At 64.2% G+C, this 18359-nt stretch carries 17 protein-coding genes; 11 read left to right on the top strand and 6 right to left on the bottom strand.

Annotated elements, in window-relative coordinates:
• The first annotated feature begins 26 nt into the window (after positions 1-26).
• On the top strand, positions 27-1295 hold the full coding sequence (locus tag ACFRJ9_RS22895) for an MFS transporter (RefSeq protein ID WP_377672943.1): 1269 nt from the start codon (positions 27-29) through the stop codon (positions 1293-1295).
• Positions 1296-1298: 3 nt separating this feature from the next.
• Here ACFRJ9_RS22895 and ACFRJ9_RS22890 read toward each other — a convergent pair whose 3' ends face one another.
• From ACFRJ9_RS22890 to ACFRJ9_RS22880, 3 genes are all read right to left on the bottom strand, one after another.
• Positions 1299-1706 carry an Hpt domain-containing protein gene (locus tag ACFRJ9_RS22890; protein ID WP_377672941.1) on the bottom strand — a complete coding sequence of 136 codons (408 nt, stop codon included), beginning with the start codon at positions 1704-1706 and terminating at the stop codon, positions 1299-1301.
• Positions 1699-2379, bottom strand: a complete 681-nt coding sequence (locus ACFRJ9_RS22885; RefSeq protein WP_377672939.1) for a signal peptidase I — start codon at positions 2377-2379, stop codon at positions 1699-1701. The genes ACFRJ9_RS22890 and ACFRJ9_RS22885 overlap by 8 nt, the downstream gene beginning before the upstream one ends.
• A 97-nt stretch (positions 2380-2476) precedes the next feature.
• Positions 2477-3082 (bottom strand): TasA family protein, encoded by a 606-nt coding sequence (locus ACFRJ9_RS22880; protein ID WP_377672936.1) that lies wholly within the window; start codon positions 3080-3082, stop codon positions 2477-2479.
• A gap of 208 nt (positions 3083-3290) precedes the next feature.
• Here ACFRJ9_RS22880 and ACFRJ9_RS22875 point away from each other — a divergent pair, with 208 nt between their 5' ends.
• Positions 3291-4046: a ZIP family metal transporter gene (locus ACFRJ9_RS22875; protein ID WP_377672933.1), complete on the top strand. Its 756-nt coding sequence runs from the start codon at positions 3291-3293 to the stop codon at positions 4044-4046.
• A gap of 24 nt (positions 4047-4070) precedes the next feature.
• Here the strand turns inward: ACFRJ9_RS22875 and ACFRJ9_RS22870 are convergent, their stop codons facing one another.
• Complete coding sequence (locus ACFRJ9_RS22870; protein ID WP_377672930.1) at positions 4071-5291, bottom strand: hypothetical protein; 1221 nt, start codon at positions 5289-5291, stop codon at positions 4071-4073.
• A 323-nt stretch (positions 5292-5614) separates the two neighbouring features.
• Between ACFRJ9_RS22870 and ACFRJ9_RS22865 the strand changes: the two genes are divergently transcribed.
• The 3 genes from ACFRJ9_RS22865 to cls are packed head-to-tail and all read left to right on the top strand — an operon-like array spanning position 5615 to position 8572.
• Positions 5615-5992 (top strand): hypothetical protein, encoded by a 378-nt coding sequence (locus tag ACFRJ9_RS22865; protein WP_377672928.1) that lies wholly within the window; start codon positions 5615-5617, stop codon positions 5990-5992.
• A gap of 43 nt (positions 5993-6035) precedes the next feature.
• Positions 6036-7100 carry an AI-2E family transporter gene (locus tag ACFRJ9_RS22860; RefSeq protein WP_377672926.1) on the top strand — a complete coding sequence of 355 codons (1065 nt, stop codon included), beginning with the start codon at positions 6036-6038 and terminating at the stop codon, positions 7098-7100.
• Between the two features lie 5 nt (positions 7101-7105).
• Positions 7106-8572, top strand: coding sequence for a cardiolipin synthase (cls, locus tag ACFRJ9_RS22855; protein WP_377672924.1), 1467 nt, complete (start codon positions 7106-7108; stop codon positions 8570-8572).
• A gap of 16 nt (positions 8573-8588) precedes the next feature.
• Here cls and ACFRJ9_RS22850 read toward each other — a convergent pair whose 3' ends face one another.
• A complete protein-coding gene (locus ACFRJ9_RS22850; protein WP_377672922.1) occupies positions 8589-9185 on the bottom strand; it encodes a DedA family protein in 597 nt (198 codons plus the stop codon).
• A gap of 127 nt (positions 9186-9312) precedes the next feature.
• On the opposite strand from ACFRJ9_RS22850, the gene ACFRJ9_RS22845 reads away from it, so the two are divergent.
• The 6 genes from ACFRJ9_RS22845 to ACFRJ9_RS22820 all read left to right on the top strand — a co-directional run bounded on the left by ACFRJ9_RS22845 (position 9313) and on the right by ACFRJ9_RS22820 (position 17926).
• Complete coding sequence (locus tag ACFRJ9_RS22845) at positions 9313-11952, top strand: LuxR C-terminal-related transcriptional regulator (protein ID WP_377672919.1); 2640 nt, start codon at positions 9313-9315, stop codon at positions 11950-11952.
• 77 nt (positions 11953-12029) lie between these two features.
• Positions 12030-12434, top strand: a complete 405-nt coding sequence (locus tag ACFRJ9_RS22840; protein WP_377672916.1) for a hypothetical protein — start codon at positions 12030-12032, stop codon at positions 12432-12434.
• A 10-nt stretch (positions 12435-12444) separates the two neighbouring features.
• The gene (locus tag ACFRJ9_RS22835; RefSeq protein ID WP_377672913.1) at positions 12445-14247 is read left to right on the top strand and encodes an SLC13 family permease; all 1803 of its coding nucleotides are present in this window, start codon (positions 12445-12447) and stop codon (positions 14245-14247) included.
• Between the two features lie 121 nt (positions 14248-14368).
• Positions 14369-16090: an MFS transporter gene (locus ACFRJ9_RS22830; protein ID WP_377672910.1), complete on the top strand. Its 1722-nt coding sequence runs from the start codon at positions 14369-14371 to the stop codon at positions 16088-16090.
• Entirely contained in the window at positions 16087-17598 is a 1512-nt protein-coding gene (locus ACFRJ9_RS22825) for a leucyl aminopeptidase family protein (RefSeq protein ID WP_377672908.1), read from the top strand. Before ACFRJ9_RS22830 ends, ACFRJ9_RS22825 begins: the two co-directional genes overlap by 4 nt.
• 34 nt (positions 17599-17632) lie before the next feature.
• The gene (locus ACFRJ9_RS22820; protein WP_377672905.1) at positions 17633-17926 is read left to right on the top strand and encodes an SHOCT domain-containing protein; all 294 of its coding nucleotides are present in this window, start codon (positions 17633-17635) and stop codon (positions 17924-17926) included.
• Positions 17927-17981: 55 nt separating this feature from the next.
• Here ACFRJ9_RS22820 and ACFRJ9_RS22815 read toward each other — a convergent pair whose 3' ends face one another.
• A complete protein-coding gene (locus tag ACFRJ9_RS22815) occupies positions 17982-18242 on the bottom strand; it encodes a GlsB/YeaQ/YmgE family stress response membrane protein (protein WP_377672903.1) in 261 nt (86 codons plus the stop codon).
• Positions 18243-18359 lie beyond the last annotated feature (117 nt).

Here is an 18359-nt window from a genome sequence, read left to right as displayed (position 1 = left end):
CATCATCAAGAATTACCGAGGACGCTATGCCAACGATGTCATCTGCCCGCCGCTCACAATGGCCTGTTTGGCTGTGCTGGCTAGCCATGGTCCTGGATGGATTCGACCTTGTGGTCCTGGGCACGGTCATACCCACCCTCATCAAGACCGGCGATATCGGCTTCGACGCCGTAGGCGCAACCTTTGCCGCCACCATCTCCCTGGTGGGCGTGGGACTCGGCGCGTTGTTCATCGCGCCGCTCTCGGACAAGTTCGGGAGGCGCAAGCTCCTCATCGCCTGCGTCGCTGGCTTCTCGCTCTTCACTATCGGCGTCGCTTTCGCACCGAACGTGGCTGTGTTCTCGATCCTGCGCCTGCTGGCAGGACTTGGTCTGGGCGCCTGCCTTCCCGCAGCGCTGGCCTACATGAACGATTACGCCCCCGCAGGTTCTGCAGGTAAATCGACCACCCGCACCATGACCGGCTACCACGTTGGTGCCGTGGCGACGGCTTTGCTCGCAATTGTGGTGGTCCCCAATTGGCGTCTCATGTTCATCATCGGTGGCGTTGCCGGCCTGGTGCTCCTGCCCTTCCTTTGGGCCAAGCTCCCCGAATCGCTACCCGAAGCAGCCGCCGACAAAGCTGGCGCCCCTGCCCAGCCGGCAGCCGGCGTCGAGCATTCCACAGAAACGGCACCCAAGACCGGGTTCCGCGACCTGCTGCAGAAGCCGTACCCCTTGGTTGCCCTGGGAATTGGCATCGCGTCGTTCATGGGACTGCTGCTTGTTTACGGGCTCAACACCTGGCTGCCCCAACTGATGGCCGCCGCCGGATATCCCGTGAGTACCGGCCTGACCTTGCTGCTGGTCCTGAACCTGGGCGCCGTTGCGGGACTGTTCCTGGCCGGAGTCCTGGCCGACAAGCACGGAACCAAGAAGATCGTGCTGCTGTGGTTTGGGTTGTCCGCGGTGTTCCTCGCGATTCTGAGCGTCAAGATCCAGAACGAATTCCTGCTCAACGCCGCCGTGTTCGTCACGGGCGTCTTCGTCTTCAGCTCGCAGGTACTGGTGTACGCGTGGGTGAGCCAACTGTTCCCCGCCCGTCTTCGGGGAACAGCGCTCGGCTTCGCCGCCGGCGTGGGCAGGCTTGGCGCGATCGTTGGTCCGGCCGTGACCGGGACCTTGGTAGCGGCAAATATCGCCTACCCGGCGGGGTTCTATGTGTTCGCCGCTGCCGGTGTGCTGGCCGTGGCCGCGTTGATGCTTGTGCCGCACCAGGTCAAGACCGCTGAAACGACGGTCCCGGCAGATCGATGACTGCTAAGCCTTGCTCGTAGCCGAGGCACCCGGGCCCAGGCATTCCCTCGCCTTGCCGAGCAACTGCGGCCCTGCGGCAAAGCACCGGTCGGTGGAGTTCTGCAGGGCCGGGAGTGCCTGGACGGCGTAGTCAAAGTGCTGCTCGCGGATCATGGATTCGATGGCCCGGCACTGGTTCTCTGTCTCCAGCGCGCCAACCATGGCCGAGGAGATCTTCAAGCTAAGAACGGCGTCCATGCTGGCGTCGGCGTCGTGCTGGCACAGACCGTTGGAAATCCTGAGAATCCGGCCGGGCAGCATGGACAGGTAGGTGGAGAGGAAACGCAGCGCCGGCTTGGAGTCTCCCAACTCCTCCGCCAGGGCCTGCAACCTGCATGTCTCCAGGGCAGGAGCCCCTGATTCGTCACTCACCGCTTGCTGCCTGAGACTCTGCGGCGCCTTCCGGCGTCGTCTTGTCGGGGTTTTTGGTCCAGATGGAGGCGAGCATTCCGATGACCAGGATGGCGGGTGCGCCGTACATCAGAGTGTTCATCACGATGGGTTCGCGGAGGGCGCGGATGGCGTTGCCGATGTGGGGGATGGTGGCGATTTGCTTGTCCACGGTTTTGCCTTGGAGGGTGGCGATCCAGGGGTCGATGCCGTTGTTGGCGTCGCCTTTGGTTTGGACTGCGACGCCGCCGTCGGCGGTGGCGGTGATTTCGGTGATGCGGTGGGTTTCCACCCGGTGGTCTTCGACGGGGATGTGGTAGGTGATGATGTCGCCTACTTTGATGTCCGTGATGGGGGTGGGGACGGTGACGACGACGTCGCCGGGGTTGATTAGCGGGGCCATGGATCCGGTGAGCATGGTGGAGGTTTGGTAGCCGAGCACGCGCGGGCCGATGGCCAGGAGCAGGAAGGCCAGGGCGGCGAGGACCAGGGTGCCCAGGCCGATGAATTTCATGGCGGTGCCGGCGACGCGGCGGAAGGCACCCGGCGCTGCAGTGGTTTCGACGGCGGGAGTCCCGACGGCGGCGGGCCGGGGTTTGGTTGCGGAACGCCGGCCGTGGAGGGCGGGTCCGTTGATGCTGGTCAGTGCGCTCATTGTCCTGGCGTTCCTTCCGTGATGGGTGGGGTTATACCGGCGGGCCTGATCGGACAGGGGGGCGTCCGACCAGGCCCGGCGGGGCTTAGGGGTGGTGCTAGCTGGTGGTTGCGGTGCGCTGGGTGCCGGTGAAGGAGAAGGCGATGGTGGACGTGGCGCCTTGGAAGGTGTCGCCGGCGGTGGTGGGGAACGCGGTGGTGACCTTGAGGTTGTCGGTCTTGGCCGAGGTCAGGGAGGTCAGGTTGTTCAGGACCTTGTTCGCGGTGATGACCGGGGCTGCGGCCATCACGGTGGTTTTGGTTCCGGCGCAGGTGTAGGGGGCTGCGGCTCCGGTCCAGGCAACACTGCAGTTTTCGATGGTCAGTTGCAGGCCGTTCGTCACATCGGTGGTGAGCAGGGATCCGGTGGCGCCGGCGGAGGTGGTCAGGGTGACGTTGTTCAGGTCCGAGTTGCCGCTGTTGGCCAGGGTGACGAGCTTTTCGACTTTGTCTCCGGGCAGCAGGCCAGCGACCGGGACGTTGAGGGTGTTGTTCGCTCCGGTGCCCAGGGCGATGGTGACGGTGCCTGCGGTGACGGCTTGGGAGGCGGAGGTCGAGGAGGTGAACGCGCCGTAGGTGCCCATCCCGGCGACGGCGGCTGCGGTGCCGACCAGTGCGACGGAAGCGAGGATCTTGCCGGAGGTGGTCTTGAGGCTGATGGCCATGGGAATCAGTGTCCTTTCAGTGGGCCACCCGTCCGGGCCGGCCGTTGCTCTTTCCAGCCTGTCTGGCTGATGAGGACTACTCTGCCGGGCCAGAATCAAGAACAAATCATGCAATCACTCAGGAAAGGATCAAGACTTTTTGCTGTTCCTCAGGCTCCTTATGGAACACTTCTTGATGCACCTGAACAGCCAATGAGAGGGCCGGACAATGCCGATGTGGTTGCAGGCTTTGATGTGGGGAACCGTGGCCGGAGGAGCCTTGGTCCTCGGGTCCGGGATCGCCTGGTTGTGGAAGGTCCCGCCGAAGACAGTGTCCACCATCATGGCCTTTGGTGCCGGCGTCCTCATTTCGGCGCTGGCGTTCGAGCTGGTTGACGAGGCAGTCCAGGGCGGCGGCTTGGTACCCACCGCTGCCGGGTTCCTGCTGGGCGCATTGATCTTTGTAGGCTCGAATGTCCTGCTGGCCAGACTCGGTGCGAAACATCGCAAGCGCTCCGGCGGGCACCAACCCTCCGAGAAGGACTCCCCCGGCAGCGGAACGGCAATCGCAGTGGGTGCGTTGATTGACGGCATCCCGGAATCCGTGGTCCTGGGCGTGGGCCTCCTTGCCACGGGGACGGTCAGCCCGGCGATGCTCGCCGCTGTGTTCATCTCCAACGTCCCAGAGGGCCTTTCAAGCACGGCGGGCATGAAAAGGGCCGGACGCAGCCCGATGTACGTTTTCGGGACCTGGATCGGCATAGCCGTGTTCAGCGGACTTGCAGCCTTGCTGGGATACACCGCTTTGGAGAACGCCCCCGAAACGGTGATCGCGTTCATCACTGCAATCGCGGCCGGAGGCATCCTGGCCATGCTGGCGGACACGATGATCCCCGAGGCCTTCGAAGAGCACCACAACCTGACGGGATTGACGGCCTCCGTGGGCTTCCTGGCGGCTTTCACCATCCACCACGTGGGAGGCTGAACGTCGGCGGTGGTGGAGCACGGGCTAGTGAGGCAGCAGCCCCAGCACCGGCAAGGCCGCCGCCGTCGAAAGGGCCATTGCCGCCGTATTGCCGATCACCGGATGAAGATCCGTGGGCAGCATCGCCGAGATGGCACGGGCGATGGGCGGCGCGAGGACTGCACCCGCCACGGCTCCGCCGATGACGCTTGTCCACGAGCCGTTGAAGGCAAGGACGACCGCCGGGGCAACGGAAACCACCGACGCGTAGGTAGCTGCCCACCCGCCGTCGCGGTACCACTTGCGCCAGAGGACCACGCCGATGGCCGAGGTCAGCGCCTGGGCGAACAGTATCCGGGGCAGCAGGTTGGACCCGTAGGACGGCAGCTCCGGATTCAGCACGAACGCCACTGCCACGCCCAAGATCACGCCGACGCTGGCGAGTTCGTTGGCGAAGAAATGCGTTTCGGTGAAGTCCTTCAGGACCCGACGCGCTGCCCAACGCACGTCGTTGAGGAATGTTTGGTGAACCCCCGACGGCGGCAGCTGCGGTAACGCGGCTAGGTCCGGCTCCCGCAGGACCAGCCACGGCAAGATCCGGGCCACCAGGAAGGAGATGACGGAACCAACCGACATCGCCAGGACATTCGCCACCACGGAGGGCAGGCCAAGCGGCGCCGAGACAGTGGGTATCAACAGCAGGGCCAGCGGAGTAGTGGTGGCCGCCCCGAGGACTGCACCCGTGACGCACGTCCTCCAACCGGGTCCGTAGAGGAGGACCATTGCCGGGGCGACGCAAACGAAAGGCACGAATGTTGGCTGCCACCCGTCGTCGAGCATCCAGCCGAACGCGAGGTTGGACAACATCAGGCTCAGCGCCGCCGATGCCAGCACCCACGGCCACAGGCCCGTGCCATAGCTGAGCGAGCCCGCCCATGCCTTCCCGCGACGAGCTGCCCACCATGCCAGCGCCGCGCCGGAGAGCAACACCAGGGCCGCGAGGTCCGACTTGTAGAAAAGGGGTTCGGTCATATCCCCGAGGAACCAGCGCAGTGCTGCCAAGGGTGAGCCCGCAGCCTCTTGGGGCCACCCCGGATAGACGGGACCGACGCGGGGCGAATGGCGCCCAAGGATGTGGAGGAGAACTGCGAATGCGCCGACCACGGCTGCCATTCCGAACGCACCCAAGGCAGTGCCGGCGGCGTGTCGTTCGGTGGCCGGCGGCTGCCGGGCAGTGGTCGAGGTGACCGCTGAGGAGAGCATCATTGGTGGCCCCTGGCGTCGGATAGTGCGTGTCTCGGAGCAGCGTATCCGAGCGCCGGATGCCGCTCACAGCCGTGCTGCTACGGGGGATTTGTGACCGGTACCGGGTCCGGCGCGCATTCAGCCGGCCAACCGTCGTCGGGCCTTGCATCCACCCACTCACCCTTAGTGGGTGATCTTTCAAGCCAATTGCTGCCGATGTAGCGCGCACACACGCTGGAGGGCGTGGCCGAATCGAGAATGGTGTTGAGGTCCGGCAGGGAACGGGCCCCTTACCGGAAGACAACGGTCCTCCCCGGGATCGGATAAACGATGGGAAAGACACCATGAACTTTTGGGAATCGTTGTGGAGCATCTTCGTTGCTTTCTTGTTCATCGCCTACCTCCTCCTGCTCTTCCAGATCATTTCGGATCTCCTGCGCGATAAAGCGCTCAACGGCGGAATCAAGGCACTATGGATTCTGTGCTTGTTCGTGGCACCCTTCATTTCCGCACTGATTTACGTCATCCTGCGCGGGAAAGGCATGGCATTGCGGAATGAACTGCGCTTCCGTGAATCTGTTGACGAGACCGAGAAATACATTCGGCAGGTAGCCGGAGCCCCATCACCCACCCAGCAGATCGAATCAGCCAAGGCGTTGCTTGCCGCAGGCGATATCAACGAAGAGGAGTATGCCCGGCTGAAGGCACTCGCTTTGGCCTGATCCCGTTGAAGGTCCGCCGTTTACGCATGGCTGAAAGGGAGGCATGACGCGATTGAAGGCATTCCCGCTGTTGGAAGGCGGACCGTTCCGGTTCGGTTTGGTGGCGGCGCTGGGAGTCCTGGTGGCCCTGGCGCTGGGTTCGGCGGTCATCACCCTCCGGTACTCGCTCACCTTGATCTTCGCCGCACTGTTCATCTCGTTGGGCCTCTACCCGCTGGTGCGCTGGCTGGAACGCCTGAAGCTTTCGCGTGCCGGCGCCGTACTGACGGTGGCTGTCGGCTTCCTGGTAGTGGTGGCCCTGCTGATCCGGTTCATCGTCCCGATCCTGGTGGAAGAGGGCGCTGCGCTGGTCCGTTTGCTGCCATCAAGCTTCGAGGCCGTCAGCGAGCAGGACTGGTTCCTGGAGTTCAACGGAACCCTGGGCGGTGCGCTGACCCCGCTCCTGGAGTGGCTGGAAACCTCGGCCGCGGATCCCAACGTCTGGATTGCCATTGGCGGGGGCGCTGTGCAGGTTGGCTACAACGTGGTGAATGGCGCGTTCGCGGTGATCTTCGTTGTCGTTTTGACCCTCTATTTCGTGGCCGGACACGAAATGATGAAGTCCAGCCTTTACGCCCTGGTGCCTTCATCCCGGCGCGAATCATTCGCGGAGATTACGGACACCATCATTTCTTCCGTGGGGAAATACCTCAGCGGCATGTCAATCCTCGCCTTGCTCAACGCGATATTCACTTTCGTCCTCCTGTCCATTGCCGGAGTCAGGTATGCGGCGGTGCTCGCTGTGCTGGCTTTCCCCATTACCCTCATCCCGTTAGTGGGAAGTGCCATCAGCACCGCGATCATCACCGTGGTCTCCCTCTTCACCTCACCTTCCACGGCCCTGGTGGTTTTCCTGGTGATGCTGGCGTACATGCAAGTAGAGGCGTACGTCCTGACGCCGCGCATCGTGGGCAAGGCCATCAGCATCCCCGGATCCCTGGTGCTCATTGGAGCCATGGTGGGCGGGACGCTCCTTGGCCTGCTGGGGGCGTTGATCGCCTGCCCCACCACGGCCTCGATCCTGCTGATCATCAAGAAGGTTGTCATTCCCCAGCAGAATGCCAAGTAACGCGTATGCAAGGACCACTGCACGACGTCGATGCCCTCGCCTTGTTCTTGTTGGCGCTCCACATCGTCCTTGGAACAATCGCCGCCGTCATGGTCTCGGCCAACCGGCGGCCGTCGTCGGCAATAGCGTGGGTTCTGGCCATCATCTTCATCCCCTATCTGGGCATAGTGGCGTTCCTCCTTGTTGGCCGCGGCAAGCTCCCCAAAACGCGGCGGGACAAGCAACGTACCGTCAACGATCTGATGCTGGGGCGGACGCCCGGCCTCTCAGCCGTCAGCCACAGCGACGACTGGCCCGCGTGGCTGCGTTCCGCCGTCGAACTTAACCTCAGGCTCGGCGCGCTGCCAATGGTGGGCGGCAACCGGGCCGAGCTGCTGGAGGACTACAACGGCAGCTTCGACCGGATGATCACGGACATCGACAATGCGCACGATTACGTCCACGTGGAGTTCTACATCCTGACACTGGACCCCACCACGGCTCCCTTCTTCGACGCCATGGCCCGGGCCTGCCAACGCGGTGTTCCGGTGAGGGTCCTCTTCGATCACCTGGCCGCAGTCAGGGACCCCAACTACGGCGCCATGCGGCAAGCCTTCAAGGAGATGGGCGCCGAGTGGCACGCCATGCTGCCCCTGCGTCCGTTCAAGGGACAGTGGCAGCGCCCGGATCTGCGGAACCACCGGAAGCTAGTGGTTGTGGACGGGAAGACGGGCTACACGGGATCCCAAAACCTCATCGACGCGTCCTACAACAAGAAGGGCAACATCCGGCGCGGGCTCCAGTGGCACGAACTGATGGTCCGGCTGGAGGGTCCCGTGGTGCGAGAGCTCAATGCCGTGTTCGTCACCGATTGGTACAGCGAATCGGAGATCCTGCTGCCCTTGGACACCTCCCCCGTGATCCTCGGATCGGAACCTGAACTCATCGATGCCCAGGTACTGCCCAGCGGCCCGAGCTTCGATAACGACAACAACCTCAAGCTCTACACCACGCTCATTTACAAGGCGGAGCACCGCGTCAGCATCACGAGCCCCTATTTCGTGCCCGATGAAGCGATCCAACTGGCCATCGTCACCGCCGCATCACGTGGGCTGAGCGTTGAACTCTTCGTGTCCGAGGTGGGCGACCAAGCCATGGTCTACCACGCCCAGCGCTCCTACTACGAGGTCCTCTTGCGGGCCGGCGTCCGCATCTACCTGTACCGGGCCCCGCAGGTCCTGCATTCGAAGCACTTCACGGTGGACGATGACGTGGCGGTCATCGGCTCCAGCAACATGGACGTGCGGTCCTTCAGCCTCAACATGGAAGTCTCCGTCCTGGTCCACGGACGATCGATTGTGGACCAGATGAGGGCCGTGGAGGACCGGTACCGCGCGGCCAGCAAGGAGTTGCTGCTGGAGGACTGGTTGCGCCGTCCGGTGCGCCACGTGGCCTTGGACAACCTGGCGCGGCTCACCTCATCCCTTCAATAGCACGGGCGGGTTAACCCTAGTCGTCCAGCTGCAGGTACCAGTTCACGCCGGCACTGATGGCACGGCCCAACAGCAGGGACAGCGCAATCGCGACGATCACGGCGAACTCAGTGGACAGCCCGGGCAGGAGACCTGACAGGGCACCGATGCCCACGGAATAGGCGGACCAGAGAATGCCGGCGGCGAGCGAATAGAGGGCGAAAGTACCCCGGGGGACGGGCGTGACGGCGCTGGCCACGTTCATGGTCAGCCTGCCCAGCGGAACGAACCTTGAGGTCAGCACCCACGAGGCAGCGTGCTTGGCCAGACGCTCCCTGGAGGCGTGCAACGCCTTCTGCGGGCGCGGTCCACGGAGTATCCGCCAGTTGGCCATGTCCCGTCGCAGGACCAACTCGTAGGCGGCCTGGTCCCCCACCACGGCGCCGGCCAGCATCGCGACGGCAAGGAGGAACGGGTTCGGCAAGCCATCCGTGGCGGACAAAGCCCCCAAAGCCACAAACAGCGAGGTGGTGGGAATAGGCGGGAAGACGGCTGACAATGCAACCAGAATCGCTCCGAGCGGATAGACCCACCCGGAATCCGCGGCACTAAGGATGTCTTTCAAGGCTTGCACGGTGCACCCCTCTCCGGGCCTCGTCCAAGCGTCTCACGGCCGCCAAGATCATCCTTACGTCCCAAGGTCGCCGCGCGGATCGCCTTTACTGGGTGAATCCTCGTTGCCTCGCCCCTACACTGAAGGGGTGGACGACCAAGGTGGTACCCGCCCGGACCTCTTGAGCCCCAAGCCAATCGCGGTCCCAAGACTGCCGTTGGACCTGCTGGCTCGATCCCGGCTTGTGGCCAAGCTCGAGGCCGGAGCCGACGTCGTCCTTCTTTCCGCCCCGGCCGGATACGGGAAAACCGTGCTCCTGGGCCAATGGCTGAACGGGCAGGCACACAACGTCGCGTGGATCAGCCCGAACCCGCAGAACAGGGAAGCCCTGTGGCCGGCGATACTGCAGGCGCTGAGACAATGCCCGGCTGTTCCGCCCGGAACACTCAGGCGGCTTTCGGCCACCAAGGAGAATACCTCGGAGGTTCTGGGGCGCCTGGCTGAGCAGCTCAACGCCACGGGCACCAGCGTCCGGCTGGTCATCGACGGTCTGGACCACTTCACCAAGGAAGAACGGGATCGGTGGATCCCTGCGCTGCTGGATCAACCCCGGCTGCCCATTCAGCTCGTGTTGACCACCCGGGACAGTTCGGCGATTGACCCCGGACACGCCAGGCTCAGCGGCCGCATTGTGGAACTGCGCTCCGGCGACCTCGGCTTCACACTGGACGAGATCAACGCTCTCGCCGCCATGACCCTGACGTTGCTTGGCTTCCATCAGTTGGAGGAACTGTTCCGCCAGACCGCCGGCTGGCCCGCCGCCGTGGTCCTCGGCCTGCGGTACCTGCGTGAGTTCGCCGGCCCCGACTTGGCCCTGGGAGACGTCGCAGCCAACAACCGGCTGCTGTCCGAGTACTTGTTGCACGAAGTTCTGGACGCCCTCTCCCCGGAGGAGAGGCATGTGCTGGCCAGCACCAGCGTGTGCCGTGTACTGGTGGCCTCCCAAGCCAATGCCCTTGCCGGCCAGCGAAATGCCGGAAGCGTCCTCTCCAGGTTGGCCGATGACCTTGACCTGGTGGAATCGGGCGGCAGTGGACGGAAGGTCTTCGTTGTCCGCCCTTTGATCCGCGCCTACTACCGGGCCGAGCTTGCCCGCAAAGAGCCGGACGAGCTGACTCGCTTGAACCGCATAGCCGCTCAGTGGCATGACCTTGCCGTCGAACCGGATGCCGCTCTCCGGCATGCCATTGACGCGGCTGACAACCAACTGATCCGCAGGATCCTCGAACTTCACGGCCCGGCGCTGCTGGGTGGAGGTGGTGCCACCAGGGTCCGACGGGCCATCACAGCCCTGCCCGATTCCGTCCTGGCGGCAAGCCCCAAGCTCTGCCTGGTTGCGGCATTGGCCCACGTGGAAAGCCGGCAGCCCACCACGGCCACACGCTACCTGGCTGCGGCACACCGGAATTGGGTGGAGGACTCGCCGCGTGACCTGTGCGAACTACGAACCCTGGCCGAAGCGCGACTCTCCTGGTTCAGCGGCGGCTGGGAGGACCACGACCCAAAGGCCGCGATCGACGACGCCGCCCTCCCTCTCTCCGGACAAAGTGACATCCGTATCGAGGCAAGGATGGTCTCCGTCACCGCCGCGCTGGTCCAAGGCGAATACAGAACCGCAGAGAACGAGGCCTTCGCCGCCCTGATCGAAGCCTCCGAGGCAGGCAACGTGTACCTCGCCGGAAAGGTCTACCTCAAGCTGGCCGCCGCGTCCTCGATGCAAGGCCAGCTACGCCGCGCCGGTGACTTCCTCCGGCAGGCAGAAGAGAAGCTGCCGGCCCATGTTTGGACAGCCGGGGCTGGCAGGTCCATGGGCGCTTTGATGCACGCATCGGCCGCACTCCTCCGCGCCGAACCAGCCGCGGCCTTGCAGTTCGCCGCGGTGGGAACCTCCCAGCTCGGCCAATTGGGGTCCGCCACCAAGGGCGTCGGCGCTGCACTGCGCGCCGGCCTTGAGCTGGTCGCGGCCTGCGCGCACATGGATCTGGGGGACAGGCGTCACGCATTGGATGGCATGCGGCAGGCCAGGTTGCGCATAGGCCATGATCATCTCTTCGCCCAGCCCATGGCAGCGTGGATGGCGGTGATCGAACATTCGGCGGCCTTGGCCTTGGGGCATGCCGAGCGTGCCCGCGAGGTTCTGGAGTGGGCAGAGGAGCGGTTGGCCGGCACCGGTGAGCTCTGCCTCCTGCGCGCCCAAGGACCAGCGGGAATCAGTCGCTTCGAGGCCGCCACGGACCGCCTCCGTCCGCTGCGCAGCGGCGCGGCGACTCCCCTGCTGGAATGGACCTGGCTGCACGTGGGCATCCTGGAATGCTCCATGGCCATCCGCACCGGACGGCGGAACTTGGCGGGCAAGCTCCTGGAGGAAGCACTACATAAAGCCGAGGAACTGGATGTCCTCCGGCCGCTCGCAGTCGCCCCCCAGGAAGTCATCGACCTCCTGGTGGAACGTGCCGGCGCCCACGGGCCGGAGGAGGAATCGCTGGCCCAGCGCCTGCTCGCCTTGCGGCCGCCCGACGACGTCCGGGGAGCGCCGTCGTTGACTCCCCGGGAGCGTGAGGTTCTCACCCTGCTGCCCTCGCACCTCTCCCAGGAACAGATGGCCGCGGAACTTCATTTGTCCGTAAATACGGTGAAGACGCACATCCGCCTCATCTATTCGAAGCTCGGAGCCGGCTCCCGGCATGACGCGGTGGCGGCTGCATACAAGTTCGGGCACCTGCCCTAGCCGTGACCTCGGAAGACGCCCATCACTCACCCGAATGGGGTGACCCTGCAGCCTTGACCCGGATCTAGTCTGAGAGCATGCGAACCGAGGCATTCCTGGTCACTGTTCCCGCCGCCGTCGTGCTGGCCGCCCTCACTGGTTGCGCCGGTCCGGCCCCCGGTCCCACCGTTACGGTGACGGCGACCGTCACCGTAACGCCTAGTCCGGTACCGGAGGTGCTGAGCGGCTTCCTGTGCGCAGCGGACGAGAACAACGTGTGGCGGGGCAAGGCCAGGTTGACCAATCCCGGTACCGCAACCAATAACTACGTGGTCCGGTTCTCCATAGTCCGCGGCCCCAACGGCGATCATGTCGGGTTCGCTGAGGACAGGTTCACGCTGGCCCCCGGAGCGTCCACGGACGTCACCTTCCCGGATATCTACACAGGCGACCCCGCCGACCTCCGATGCATTCCCAGGGTGGCAGCCACCCCGTCCGGATAGCGGCCACCCCATGACAGATGTCTCCATCACCCTGCTGGTCCTCGTGCTGGTGGTCGCCGCGTTCGTTTGGAACCGCTTGCCCGTAGAGGTGGTGGCTTTCGGGGCCGCCTTGGCCCTGTACGGTACGGGCATCGTGGGGCTGAACGAGACATTTGCCGGCTTCGGCAGCGGAACCGTGGTGTTGATCGCCGCACTGTTCGTGGTGGCCGAGGCCATTGATGCGGCGGGAGTCACTACGTGGCTGGGGAGCCTGCTCATCAGGTTCTCGGGGACGAGCCGCACGCGCCTGATGGTGTTGATGATGGTCCTGACGGCATTGCTGACAGCACTAATCAGCGTCAACGGCGCCGTTGCCGCTTTGTTGCCCATGGTGGTGGTGCTGGCCGTCCGGCTGGGACGCCGGCCTTCGGAGCTCCTCATGCCCATGGCGTTCGCAGCCCACGCAGGCTCCCTGCTGATCCTCACGGGCTCACCGGTGAACATCCTCATCCTTAATGCTGCGCTGGACACCACCGGCAAAGGGATCGGCTTCTTCGAGTTCGGGCTGGTCGGCCTGCCCTTGCTTCTGGGCACTATCGGGCTGACGTTGTGGCTGGGGCCGTCGTTGTTGCCCACCCGGACACCGGAGGCCCTCCCGAAAGACCTTGGTGCCCACGGCGAGACCCTCATGACCCACTACCTCGGAGAGGACGGCCTGAGCCGGCTCAGCATTCCTGCCGGTTCCGCCCTGGTGGGCCAGCCGGTCGCCTGCCTCCAGGACGAAGACGACGGCGCCCATCTCCACCTCATCAGCGTGCAGCGGCCCGATGGGAAGCCGTCCACCGCCACCGTTCTGGCCGCCGGAGACGACGTTGTGGTGCGCGGCGGGCAGACCGTCATCGACGCCTTCGCGGCCCGGCACGGCCTCAAACAGGACGACGACGCGACCTGCGGACTCATCAGCAGCAGCTACGGCGTGGCCGAGGTGGTGGTCGCACCCCGGTCCAACCTCGTGGGCACAGAGGCCTATCCCGGAATGGTCACCGAAAGCGGGACCTTGGTGGTGCTGGCGCATCAGCATCCGGGCGAACCCGAATCCGCCGGACGGGCACGCATCTCCGCCGGGGACAGGCTGCTCCTCCAGGGAACCTGGTCAGCCCTGGACCAGCACACCGTTGATCACAACGTCCTGCTGGTGGACTCGCCGGACACCATTCGCCGCCAGACTGTCCCGCTGGGCCCGGGTGCCGTACCCGCCCTGATTGTCATGGGCGCCATGGTGATCCTGTTGGCCACCAACGCCATCCCCGCCCCGGTTGCCGCGCTGTTGGCCGCGCTGGCCATGGTGGTGCTCAGGGTAGTCACCGTCCAGCAGGCGCACCGTTCCATGGCGTGGACCACCCTCATCCTGGTGGCCGGGATGATTCCACTGTCCACCGCAATAACGTCAACAGGCACCGCGGAGCTCCTTGCTGAAGGCATGGTCTCACTGGTGGGCGGCGCCGGCCCCTTGGCTTTGCTGGCCGGAATCTTCGTTGTCACCGCCGTCCTGGGGCAGCTGATCAGCAACACAGCCACAGCACTGATCATCATCCCGATTGCCCTCTCCGTGGCCCAGGAGTCGTCCATCAACCCCTACGCGGTCCTGATGTGCGTATCAGTGGCATCATCGGCTGCCCTGCTGACGCCCGTGGCGACTCCGGCCAACATGATGATCATGGAGCCGGCCGGCTACCGCTTTGGGGACTACTGGAAATTCGGCCTGGTCATCATGGCCCTCTATGCAGCAGTGGCGATCCTGCTGGTCCCCGTTTTCTGGCCTCTCCAGACGTAGCAACCACAAGATCGGAGCCCGGCACCAAGAAGTACGCGTACACCGTTCCATCAACCCCGTAGTGAGGTATTCCAGCGCCCGTTCCGTACGAGCAGGCCCAGCACAACCACAGGAGCAAGACATGGCCAGTGACCACACAACCAAAGCGACACCACCACCCGTCAAGGCGGCCTCATGGCTGCCATTGATCGTGGTGGTCCTCACCCAGATCCAGGCATCCTTCGCAGTCAACGCGCTGACCGTCTCCATGCAGGGCATCACCACCGATCTGGATACCGCAGCAACCTCCGTGGGCACGGCCATCACCGCCGGCACGTTTTCGATGGCCGCATTCATCCTGTTGGGCGCAAAGGTCGGTGCCCGGTTCGGAACGCGCAAGGTGTTCCAAATCGCCGTCGCAATCCATGCCGCCGCCATGGCGGGCGTGGCACTGAGCCTGAGCCCCGCGATGCTGTTCATCGCCCAGGCCTCCTCCGGCGCAGTCATCGCCCTCATCGCACCTGCCCTCACGGTCTTCATCGCCACCAACTACAAGGACCAGCAGCAGGCCAAGGCCATCGGGCTCCTGGCTGCAGCCATCCCGGCCGCCGGCGTGCTGGCCCTGCTGGTGGCAGGCTGGTTCGCCACCACCATCGGTTGGCGCTACTCGTTCGCCCTGATGGTGGTCCTCGGAGCCATCAACTTGCTGCTGAGTTTCAGGCTCAAGAAGGTCCCGGCGCAGCCCGCACTGAAGATCGACTGGACGGGCGCCATCATCGCCGCCGTGGGCATCATCCTGCTGAGCTTCGGCTTCAGCGGCTTGTCCTCCTGGGGCACCTGGTTCGCCACCGCCCAGGCCCCGTTCGACATCCTGGGCCTGTCACCGGCGCCCCTGCTGATCATTCTGGGCCTCATCACCGGGCAGATCTTCTTCATGTGGGTACGGAAACGCCAGGATGCCAAACTCCCGCGCATCTTCGACCTCAGAGTTCTGGCTACCAGCTCCGAACTCGCTGTTACTGCCTGCATGGCCACCATGCTTTTTGTTGGAACGGCCGCCAACTTCCTGATCCCCCTGTACATGCAGATCGTGCAAGGACGCTCCAGCATCGAGACGTCGTTCTCGATCATCCCTTACACGCTGTCCATCTTCCTTGCGAGCACTTTCGTGGCGTTCCTCTACGAGAAGTTCCCTCCACGGACCATCGCCCAAGGCGGTTTCGTGGTGGTGGCCGGCGCGCTGATCCTGCTCGCCTTCACTATTCAGAACGACTGGGGACAAGCCTTCGTGGTGCTGGGACTCATACTGCTGGGACTCGGCCAAGGCTCAATCGTTGCCTTGGTGTTCAACACCCTGCTCAGTGCGGCTCCCCGTGAACTGGCCGGCGACGTCGGCGCTTGGCGTGGCCTTGTCCACAACCTTTCGGGCAGCGTGGGTATCGCGGTGGCGAGCGCGTTCGCCGTCGGAATGCTGTCTTCCCTGATCGCCAGCGGCGCTGCCGCGCACCCTGAAGTCTCCCCGGAGCTCATATCCAAGGTGAACATCAACGACGCCGACTTCATGACCAACGCACAAGTTGAAGCAGTGTTGGGTGATCGGGTGGGAAGCCCGGCCGAACTGGCTGCGGCGATTGAGGTCAATTCCGAGGCACGCCTCCGTGCCCTGCAAATATCCCTTCTGGGGCTGTCCGGACTGGCTTTGTTGGCGATCGTGCCGGCAGGTCGCATGCCCGGTCGCATGAAGGGCGACCTGCCCGAACAACTCGAGCCCGACGATCCCGATGCCATCCCGGAGCCATCCACGGCAACGTCAGATGGAACCAGCGCAACAGCCCGAACCACTACAGAACAGGCGAAACGGTGAACCACGAACCATACAAACTGATCGCGGAAGGTTTCACGCCCGTCCCGTCGATCGGAAGCTCCGAAACCGGGCTGCACTTTGTGGAGAGTTTCGATGACCTTGACGCGGTAGGTGTCCTGGTCGCATCGGAAGGAGAGGTTCCGGCGTCCATCGGGCTGACCCGGGAGACACTTGAACGGGCCGGCTTTGACGGAAAACCCGGGTCCACGTTGCAGCTCGCGAATGCCTCCCGAGCCCTCATAATTGCGGTGGGCGGGGGCAAACCGGGTTCCTTGGACGTGCATGGTTGGCGCAAAGCCGCAGCTGCGTTGGTCCGGGCCACCCAGCGCCACTCGCGCATCGGGTTCGAACTCTCCGGCGTGGAGGGCGTGGATGCCGAACTCCTGGGGCAAGCGCTGGCGGAAGGGGTCTTGCTGGCCCGGTACAACTACAGCTCACTCAAGAGCAAAGCCAATGAGACCCCGCTGAGCGTGGTGCAGTTCGTGGCTCCCGGTATTGACGCTGATGCCGCTGCCCGCGGCGTGGCCATTGGCCGGGTCACGGTCCGGGCCGCCACCATTGCCCGGGATCTGTGCAATGCGCCGCCGAGCCATCTGACGGCGGCCGGACTGGGGGCGGCGGCCAAGGAACTCGGCGAAAAGTTCGGGTTTGGGGTTGAGGAGTTCGACAAGCAGCAGCTCATCGACCTCCGGTGCGGCGGCCTCCTTGGAGTGAACGCCGGCAGCGCCCAGGAGCCAAGAATGCTCAAGCTCACCTTCACGCCCGAAGGTACGCCAACAGGTCACCTGGGCATGGTGGGCAAGGGCATCATGTACGACTCCGGCGGCGTCAGCCTCAAGCCCAGCGATCCCATGCACCTGCTCATGAAAATGGACATGGGTGGAGCGGCGGCTGTCCTGGCAGTATTCACCGCCCTCCGCGACCTCGACTGCAAGGCTGCTGTCAGTGGCTTCCTCATGTGCACGGACAACATGCCGTCAGGCTCCGCGTACAAGTTGGGGGACGTCCTCACCACCCGCAGCGGCCTCACTATCGAGGTGAAAAACACCGACGCCGAGGGGCGGCTTGTCATGTGTGATGCCCTCACCCTGGCCATTGAGGACCAAGTGGACGGAATTGTGGACATCGCCACCCTTACCGGGAACGCGCTCGTGTCCCTGGGCCAGCTCACTGCTCCCGTGTTCGGGAACGACCAACGCCTGGTGGACCTGGTGCTGGAGTCGGGAGGGCGTGCTGACGAACAGTTATGGCAGCTCCCCTTGGAACGGGCCTACCGTCCGCAACTGGACTCCGACGTCGCCGACATCTCCAACCTGGGCGGCCCCTATGCCGGCGCAACCACGGCCGCCCTGTTCCTCGCCGAGTTCGTCGGCGATACCCCGTGGGCCCACATCGACATCGCGGGCACCATGCAATCCGATAAAGATGATGCGTGGCGAAGCAAGGGAGCCACGGGCTTCGGTGCCCGCCTCCTCATCGACCTCGCGCTGGGCTACTCAGCCGACTAGCCCGCTACGCACAACGAACGAAGGGAAGTCCACCGTGGGCTTGTTCAGAACCGCAGCCCGTGCCGCCGTCGTGGGTTCAGTGCTTGGCCGCACGCAACGCAGGCAACAGCAACGCTTTGCTGCCGAGGACGCCGCTGCGGCCGCGGCCGCAGGCAACCAAGGAGTGGTGCAGCAGGTCCCGCCTGCCCCAGTCCCGGCGCCGTCCGCCGTCGTCGATCCTACCGATCACATGCTCACCCAACTCAAGCAGCTTGGGGAGCTGAAGAGCGCCGGCATTCTCAGCGACAAAGAGTTCCAGGCCCAGAAGGCCAGGATCTTGGGGCGTTAGAAACGCAAAAGAGGCCCTGACGCAATAGCGTCAGGGCCTCTTGGCATTCACACAGTTATGCCTTTTTGCGCGTGAGCAGTCCCCAGATGATCAGGACGATCAGCGCACCGCCGATGGCGAGCAGCCAGGTGGAAAGCGACCAGAACTCGTTGATGCCAACGTTGAACAGTGCGCTGCCGATCCATCCACCCAGGATGGCGCCGACGATTCCGAGGATCAGCGTGGCGATCCAGCCGCCGCCCTGGTTGCCGGGCTTGATGGCCTTTGCGATGGCTCCCGCAATCAAGCCCAAAACGATCCAACCAATGATTCCCATTTTTCTTCTCTCTTTCGTAACGCGGTCCCAGTTCGGCACGAATGTTCCATACCGCTATGGACCTGTATGTTGTGCACGGCCCCGCGATCAACGCGGACGGCCACAAGGTCAGTAAGC

This window comes from Paenarthrobacter sp. NPDC056912 (assembly GCF_042786555.1).
GTDB lineage: Bacteria > Actinomycetota > Actinomycetes > Actinomycetales > Micrococcaceae > Arthrobacter.
The sequence above is the reverse complement of the archived record's forward strand: the minus strand, read 5'-3'. Positions and strand labels throughout refer to the sequence as shown.

What these genes read in the sequence shown, in the direction of transcription:
- ACFRJ9_RS22835 (WP_377672913.1), top strand. Translation starts at nt 12,445, where the DNA reads ATGACAGATGTCTCCATCACCCTGCTGGTCCTCGTGCTGGTGGTCGCC.
- ACFRJ9_RS22875 (WP_377672933.1), top strand. Translation starts at nt 3,291, where the DNA reads ATGCCGATGTGGTTGCAGGCTTTGATGTGGGGAACCGTGGCCGGAGGA.
- ACFRJ9_RS22815 (WP_377672903.1), bottom strand. Translation starts at nt 18,242, where the DNA reads ATGGGAATCATTGGTTGGATCGTTTTGGGCTTGATTGCGGGAGCCATC.
- ACFRJ9_RS22860 (WP_377672926.1), top strand. Translation starts at nt 6,036, where the DNA reads ATGACGCGATTGAAGGCATTCCCGCTGTTGGAAGGCGGACCGTTCCGG.
- ACFRJ9_RS22870 (WP_377672930.1), bottom strand. Translation starts at nt 5,291, where the DNA reads ATGATGCTCTCCTCAGCGGTCACCTCGACCACTGCCCGGCAGCCGCCG.
- ACFRJ9_RS22880 (WP_377672936.1), bottom strand. Translation starts at nt 3,082, where the DNA reads ATGGCCATCAGCCTCAAGACCACCTCCGGCAAGATCCTCGCTTCCGTC.
- cls (WP_377672924.1), top strand. Translation starts at nt 7,106, where the DNA reads ATGCAAGGACCACTGCACGACGTCGATGCCCTCGCCTTGTTCTTGTTG.
- ACFRJ9_RS22865 (WP_377672928.1), top strand. Translation starts at nt 5,615, where the DNA reads ATGAACTTTTGGGAATCGTTGTGGAGCATCTTCGTTGCTTTCTTGTTC.
- ACFRJ9_RS22830 (WP_377672910.1), top strand. Translation starts at nt 14,369, where the DNA reads ATGGCCAGTGACCACACAACCAAAGCGACACCACCACCCGTCAAGGCG.
- ACFRJ9_RS22895 (WP_377672943.1), top strand. Translation starts at nt 27, where the DNA reads ATGCCAACGATGTCATCTGCCCGCCGCTCACAATGGCCTGTTTGGCTG.
- ACFRJ9_RS22840 (WP_377672916.1), top strand. Translation starts at nt 12,030, where the DNA reads ATGCGAACCGAGGCATTCCTGGTCACTGTTCCCGCCGCCGTCGTGCTG.
- ACFRJ9_RS22885 (WP_377672939.1), bottom strand. Translation starts at nt 2,379, where the DNA reads ATGAGCGCACTGACCAGCATCAACGGACCCGCCCTCCACGGCCGGCGT.